General features: G+C 70.1%; 6 protein-coding genes. All 6 read right to left on the reverse strand.

Annotated features, from left to right (window positions below):
• Positions 1-95: 95 nt before the first annotated feature.
• The 6 genes from AB0G28_RS39255 to AB0G28_RS39280 all read right to left on the reverse strand — a co-directional run bounded on the left by AB0G28_RS39255 (position 96) and on the right by AB0G28_RS39280 (position 6,916).
• Positions 96-1,373 carry a thymidine phosphorylase gene (locus tag AB0G28_RS39255; RefSeq protein ID WP_361101694.1) on the reverse strand — a complete coding sequence of 426 codons (1,278 nt, stop codon included), beginning with the start codon at positions 1,371-1,373 and terminating at the stop codon, positions 96-98.
• The gene (locus AB0G28_RS39260) at positions 1,370-1,759 is read right to left on the reverse strand and encodes a cytidine deaminase (RefSeq protein ID WP_361101719.1); all 390 of its coding nucleotides are present in this window, start codon (positions 1,757-1,759) and stop codon (positions 1,370-1,372) included. Before AB0G28_RS39260 ends, AB0G28_RS39255 begins: the two co-directional genes overlap by 4 nt.
• Positions 1,760-1,767: 8 nt before the next feature.
• Positions 1,768-2,997, reverse strand: a complete 1,230-nt coding sequence (locus tag AB0G28_RS39265) for an ABC transporter permease (protein ID WP_361101722.1) — start codon at positions 2,995-2,997, stop codon at positions 1,768-1,770.
• A 32-nt stretch (positions 2,998-3,029) separates the two neighbouring features.
• Complete coding sequence (locus AB0G28_RS39270) at positions 3,030-4,127, reverse strand: ABC transporter permease (RefSeq protein WP_361101697.1); 1,098 nt, start codon at positions 4,125-4,127, stop codon at positions 3,030-3,032.
• Complete coding sequence (locus AB0G28_RS39275) at positions 4,124-5,695, reverse strand: ABC transporter ATP-binding protein (RefSeq protein ID WP_361101700.1); 1,572 nt, start codon at positions 5,693-5,695, stop codon at positions 4,124-4,126. The genes AB0G28_RS39270 and AB0G28_RS39275 overlap by 4 nt, the downstream gene beginning before the upstream one ends.
• 78 nt (positions 5,696-5,773) lie before the next feature.
• The gene (locus AB0G28_RS39280; protein ID WP_361101703.1) at positions 5,774-6,916 is read right to left on the reverse strand and encodes a BMP family ABC transporter substrate-binding protein; all 1,143 of its coding nucleotides are present in this window, start codon (positions 6,914-6,916) and stop codon (positions 5,774-5,776) included.
• Positions 6,917-7,248 lie beyond the last annotated feature (332 nt).

Below are 7,248 nucleotides of genomic sequence, written 5' to 3' on the forward strand. Positions count from 1 at the left end.
CAGTTCCGGACGGCTCGGCTCCGATCACCCCGGGAAGCGACCCGCAAAGATCACTCGGACGGGTGATCATCTTCGCGATGCACGTCACATGCCCGCTAGCTGCGGATGGTCTCCACGACGATCGGGCCCGGCTCAGGGGCCGACGAAGCGATCGTGAAGCCGCCGTCGAGGGCGGCCAGGGCTGCCGGGACCGCGTCGGGTGTGTCCGTGTGCAGCTCCAGGAGGGGCTCGCCCTCGGATACCGTGTCTCCGGGCTTGGCCAGGCACAGGATGCCCGCCGCCGCCTGGACCGGGTCCTCCTTGCGGGCCCGGCCCGCGCCCAGCCGCCAGGCCGCGACGCCCACCGCGTACGCGTCCAGCGAGGCCAGCACGCCCGATGAAGGCGCCGAGACCACGTGGACGTGCGAGGGCGTGGGCAGCGGCGCCGAAGGGTCGCCGCCCTGGGCCGAGATCATCCGGCACCACACCTCGTACGCCTCGCCCGACGCCAGCACCGCCGCCGGGTCGGCCGAGATGCCGGCCAGAGCGAGCATCTCCCGCGCCAGAGCGAGGGTCAGCGACACCACATCCGCGGGACCGCCACCCTGGAGCACCGAAACCGACTCCGCGACCTCCACCGCGTTGCCGACCGCCCGCCCCAGCGGGACGTTCATGTCGGTCAGCAACGCCGTCGTCGGGACGCCGTGGTCCGCGCCGATCGAGGTCAACGTCGTAGCGAGCGCACGGGCCTGGTCGAGGGACTTCATGAACGCGCCCGACCCGAACTTCACGTCCAGCACCAAACCGGACGCGCCCTCCGCGATCTTCTTGCTCATGATCGAGCTGGCGATCAGCGGGATCGACTCCACCGTCGACGTGACGTCCCGGAGCGCGTACAGCTTCTTGTCCGCCGGCGCCAGCCCGGACGTCGCCGCGCAGACCACCGCGCCGACGTCTTCGAGCTGCCGAAGAATCTCCGAAGTGGACAGTGACGCCCGCCAGCCCGGGATCGACTCCAGCTTGTCCAGCGTCCCGCCCGTGTGCCCGAGCCCGCGGCCGGACAGCTGCGGCACCGCCGCCCCGCACGCGGCCACCAGCGGCGCCAGCGGCAGCGTGATCTTGTCGCCGACCCCGCCCGTCGAGTGCTTGTCGACCGTCGGCCGCGAGACGTCCAAAGACAACCGCTCGCCGGAGGCGATCATCGCGTGCGTCCAGCGGGAGATCTCGGCCGGGGTCATCCCCCGCAGGAAGATCGCCATGGCCAGCGCGGACATCTGCTCCTCGGCCACGACACCGCGGGTGTACGCGTCGACGACCCAGTCGATCTGCTCGTCGGAAAGCGTGCCGCCGTCCCGCTTGGTCCGGATGACGTCGACCGCCGCGAACGCGCTCACGGCAGGTCGTCCGGACCGAACGCGTCCGGCAGGACATCCGACATCGGCAGCACCCCGCGCGGGGTGTCCACCAGGCACGCCGAACCGCCCAGCTCGAACAGGATCTGCCGGCAGCGCCCGCACGGCATCAGCAGGTCACCGGCACCGGAACGGCAGGCGACGGCGACCAGCCGGCCACCGCCGGACAGTCGCAACTGCCCGGCCATCGTGCACTCCGCGCACAGCCCGAGCCCGTAGGAAGCGTTTTCGACGTTGCACCCGGTCACGACCCGGCCGTCGTCGACGATCCCGGCGACACCCACGTGCAGACCCGAATAAGGCGCGTACGCATGGGAAGCCGCTTCGATGGCTTGAGCGCGCAGCGCGTCCCAGTCCACGGAGGACACAGTGGACATCAGTCTTCACCCCGTCGGTACGGCTGGCCGTCGGCCTTCGGCGGCCGCAGCCGCTGCGAAGCCACCGCCAGCACGATCAGCGTCACGAAGTGCGCGGTGTACGGGATCAGGTCCGACGGCAGCGTGTCGTTGGCCCAGTAGATCGCGTACAGCACGCCCGCGCCGACGACGCCGAGCCCGGCCGCGATCCACTGCCGGCGGAACAGCTGCACGACGACGATCACGGCGACCAGGATCACCGCGCCGTACAGCAGCGCGAGCACCGCTTCACCGCCACCGGCCAGCTGCAGGCCGTCCGCGTAGCCGAACAGCGCCGCGCCGCCGAGCAGGCCGCCCGGCCGCCAGTTGCCGAAGATCATCGCCGCGAGACCGATGTACCCGCGGCCGTTCGTCTGGTTCTCCAGGTAGTCCGCGCCGCCGCGCAGCAGCACCAGCGACGCGCCACCCATGCCGGCGAACGCGCCGGAGATGACGACGGCGACGTACTTGTGCAGGTAGACGTTCACGCCGAGCGACTCGGCGGCCACCGGGTTCTCGCCGCACGACCGCAGCCGCAGGCCGAACCGGGTCCGCCACAGCACCCAGAAGCTCACCGGCACCAGGATGATCGCGATCATCGTCAGCGGCGCCACCTCGGTGACCAGGCCGCGCAGGATGCCGGCGACGTCGGAGATGCCGACGCGCTGCTGCTTCTCCAGGTCGCCCAGCCAGTCCGAGAGGAACGTCGCCGAGTACGTGTCGAACTTCGGCACCACCGGCGACTGCCGCGGGTTGCCGGAGATCGGCGCGAAGATCAGGTTGGCCAGGTACTTCGTGACGCCCAGGCCGAGCAGGTTGATCGCGACGCCGGAGACGATGTGGTTGACGTTGAACGTCACCGTCGCCACCGCGTGCAGCAGGCCGCCCAGGGCACCGAACGCGATCGCGGCGAGCAGGCCGGCCCACACGCCGCCGTTGTACGAACCCCAGGCGGCGCCCCAGGTCCCGAGGATCATCATGCCCTCGAGACCGATGTTGACCACGCCCGCGCGTTCGGCCCAGAGGCCGCCCAGCGCGCACAACAGGATCGGCAGCGCCAGGCGCAACGCCGTCTGCGCGGTGTTCGACGACGTCAGCGCGGCGACGCCGGTCGAGTAGGACGCCGTCGAGATGACGGCGATGGCGACCACGGCCCAGATCACGCCGCGCAGCCAGCCGGGGATCCGGCCCCGCTTGCGCTGAACCGGCATGGTCGAGCCGGATTCGGGAGCCACGTCGGTGATCACACCGCACCCCCTTCGGCGACCGAAGCGCCCTTGCGGCCGTTGCCGGCGAGCGCCCGCCCGACACGATGTTGCTGCGAGCGAAGTTCGGCGCGCCGCACGATCTCGTACGCCACGACGACCGACAGCACGATGATGCCCTGCATGATCGTCGCGATCTCCTTGGACACGTTGATCTGCTCCAGCGACACCGCGGAGGTGTCGAGGAACGCCCACAGCAGCGCGCCGAGCGCGATGCCGCCGGGGTGGTTGCGGCCGAGCAGCGCGACCGCGATGCCGGTGAAGCCGTACATCTGGGTCGCGGTGATGCCGTAGCTGTAGTCGCGGCCCAGCAGCTCCGGCATGGCGACCAGGCCGGCCACCGCACCCGAGAGCAGCATCGCGATCAGCGTCATCCGCTTGGCGTTGACGCCGCCCGCGGCGGCCGCGGTGGTGGACTCGCCGGACGCCTTCAGCTCGAAGCCGAACCGCGTGCGGTTGAGCATGAACCAGTAGGCCCCGCCGACGATCGCGGCGATGAACACGAACCCGAAGAGCGTGCCCGAGCCGAGCGGGATGCCGGGGATCCGGCCCGACGGCTCGATCACGCGGGTGCCGATGTTGTTGCCCCGCTGCACGCCGAACTGGTCGGCGTTGATGAGGAAGGCGATGATGCCGGCGACGATCGCGTTGAGCATGATCGTCGAGATGACCTCGCTGACCCCGCGGGTGACCTTGAGGATCGCCGGGATCGCCGCGTAGGCCATGCCCGCCACGATCGCGACGAGCAGGATCGCGAGCACGTGGATCACCGGCGGCAGCTTCATCGCGCCGCCCGCGATGGCGGCGACGACGGCGGCGAAGCGGTACTGGCCTTCGACACCGATGTTGAACAGGTTCATCTGGAAGCCGATGGCGACCGCGAGCCCGGACAGGTAGTACACGGTCGCGAGGTTCACGGTGTCGACGGCGGTCGAGCCCTTGAACATCTGGCCGATCATCGTGCCGTACGCCTGCAGCGGGTCGGCCCCGGAGATGATCAGCGCGATCGCCGACAACAGCACGGCGAAGACGATCGCCAGCAGCGGCGGCAGCAGTTTCGTGCGCCAGGAGGTCATTCTTCGTCACCCTCTCCGGCGCCGGTCATCGCCGAGCCCAGTTCCTGCGGCGTCACGGTGGCGGGGTCGGCCTCGCTGACGAGCCGCCCGCGCAGCATGACGCGGATCGTGTCCGACAGGCCGATCAGCTCGTCGAGGTCGGCGGAGATCAGCAGCACGGCGAGGCCGGCGGCACGGGCCTGGCGGATGTTCTCCCAGATCAGCGCCTGCGCGCCGACGTCGACGCCGCGCGTGGGGTGCGACGCGATGAGCAGCACCGGATCGCCCGACAGCTCGCGCCCGACGATCAGCTTCTGCTGGTTGCCGCCCGAGAGGGCCGCGGCCGGGACGTCGATGCCGGGCGTGCGGACGTCGTAGTCGCGCACGATCCGCTCGGTGTCCGCGCGGGCGCCCGCGATGTCGAGCAACTGTCCTTTCGAGACCGGCTCGCGGGTCTGGTACCCGAGCATCCGGTTGACCCACAACGGTTGCGTGAGCAGCAGGCTGTGCCGGGTGCGGTCCTCGGCGATGTAGCCGATGCCGGCTTCGCGGCGCGCCAGCGTGCCCGCCTTCGTGATGTCCCGTGCCTTGCCGTCCGCGTCGACCAGCTCGATGGTGCCGCCGGACGGCTTGCGCATGCCCATGATGGTCTCGACCAGTTCGGTCTGGCCGTTGCCTTCGACGCCGGCGATACCGAGCACTTCGCCCGCGTGCACGGTGAAGGAGACGTCGTCGAGCGCGTTGCGGTCCGAGCCCTCGGCGCCCAGCGTCAGCCCGGTCAGCCGCAGCACGTCCCGGTCGGTGACCGTGGACTCGCGGGTCTCCGGGCTGGGCAGCTCCGAGCCGACCATCATCTCGGCGAGCTGGCGCGAGGTGATGGTCTTCGGGTCGGCGGTGCCGACGGTGGTGCCGCGGCGGATCACCGTGACGGTGTCGGCGATCGCGCGGACCTCGTCGAGCTTGTGGGAGATGAAGAGGAAGGTGTAGCCGTCGGCCTTCATCTCCCGGACGGTGCGGAAGAGCGCGTCGACCTCCTGCGGCACGAGCACCGCGGTCGGCTCGTCCAGGATGATGATCTTCGCCCCGCGGTAGAGCACCTTGACGATCTCGACCCGCTGGCGGTCGGCGACACCGAGCTCCTCCAGCAGCGTCTCCGGCTTGGCGTGCAGGCCGGTCCGCTCGGCGAGCTCGGCCAGCCGGGCGCGGGCGGCGCGGCCGATGCCGTGCAGGCCCTCGGCGCCGAGGAAGACGTTCTCGCCGACGGTGAGGTTGTCGGCGAGCATGAAGTGCTGGTGCACCATGCCGATGCCGGCGCGGATGGCGTCCTGCGGGTTGCGCAGCTTCACCTCTTCGCCGTTGATCGCGATGGTGCCCTCGTCCGGCGGTTGCATGCCGTAGAGGATCTTCATCAGGGTGGACTTGCCGGCGCCGTTCTCGCCACAGATGGCGTGCACCTCGCCGGCGGCGACGGTGAGGTTGACGTCGGAGTTGGCCACCACGCCGGGAAAGCGCTTGGTGATCCCGGTCAGCTGGACGGCGGGGGCGCCCCGGTCGGGGACGGCCTCGGCCGGGGCCTCGGCTGTGCTCATGGGCGGGAGAATTCCATATCTCTGGAACGCGTGAGGGGCCCGGAGGAGAATTCCTCCGAGCCCCGGACACGTTGTGAGCTACTTCTGCGGCTTGTCCGAAACGGTGATCTGGCCCGAGATGATCTGGGCCTTGTACCCGTCGAGGACGTCCTTGATGTCGTCGATCTTGCCGCCCGAGGTGGCGTAGCCGACGCCGTCGACCTTGAGGTCGAACCGCTTCGGCAGGACGCTCAGGTCGCCCTTCGCGACGGCCTGGATGTAGTCGAACACCGCGACGTCGACGCGCTTGAGCATGGACGTGATGATGATGTCCTTGTCGGCGGCGACGGTCTTCTGGTTGTACTGGTCGGAGTCGACGCCGATGGCCAGCGCGTTGCCCGCCTTCGCGGCGTCGAAGACACCCTTACCCGAGGCGCCCGCGGCGTGGTAGATCACGTCCGCGCCCTTGGCGATCTCGGCCGCGGCCTTCGCGTTGCCCTTCGGCGGGTCCTGGAACCCGGAGAAGTCACCGGCCGGGGTGAGGTACTCGTCCTCGATCTTGATCTTGGACGAAACCGTCTTCGCGCCCTGCAGGTAGCCGGCCTCGAACTTCTGGATCAGCGGGGTGTTGACACCGCCGATGAAGCCGATGTGGCAGCTCTTGCTCTTGTACGCGGCGGCGACGCCTGCCAGGAACGAGCCCTGCTCCTCGGCGAACACCAGCGGCGTCACGTTCGGCAGCTGGATCGAGTCGTCGTCGACGATCGCGAACTTGGTGTTCGGGTACTTCGCGGCGACGGCCTTGACGGAGTCGGCGTAGGCGAAGCCGACCGCGACGATCGGGTTCAGGCCCGAGGAGGCCATCTGGTCGAGGCGCTGCTGCTTGGCCGACTCGGCCTCGCTGGCGCTGGCGGTGCTCTCGTTGACCGTCGTGACGCCGAGCTCGCTCTTCGCCTTGTCGGTGCCCGCGGCGGCGGCGTCGTTGAACGACGCGTCACCCCGGCCGCCGACGTCGAAGGCCAGGCCGATCTTCAGCTTGCTGCCGTCCACCTTGCCGCCGGCAGCGGCCGTGCTGCTCGACGCGGCGGGCGCCGCGGGCGGCTTCTGCGCGGTGACGCAGTCCGAGCCACCCGACGAAGGCGCGGCGCTGTTGTTGCTGCTGCCACCGCTCGAGTCCTTGGCGCACCCGGCCAGGGTGAGCACCCCGGCCATGGCCGCGGCGGCCAGCGCGGTTCCACGCATGCGACGCAACGTGTGTCTCCCTCCCCGCTGATCCAGCGGATGGTCAAGGGCACGACCCGGCCCTACTGCCGGGTCGACCGCCAGACCGTACCCGGCGGACAGGAATGCGCCATAGGAAAGGCACGCTACGTAACACAAACGTTTACTCACGAGTTGCACGCGCGATCATTTGCCTACCGCCTGTGATCATCCGGCCCCGAACACCCCAATGTGGCGTTGGGTGCGTTCAACGCACCCAATGTGGCGGGGGGGGGGGGGGGGCCCCCCCCCCCCCCCCCCTGGGGGGGGGTGTAGAACCGGGGGGGGTGCGCGGCGGGGGGGGGGGGAGGCGC

This window comes from Amycolatopsis sp. NPDC021455 (assembly GCF_040640995.1).
Classification (GTDB): Bacteria; Actinomycetota; Actinomycetes; order Mycobacteriales; family Pseudonocardiaceae; genus Amycolatopsis.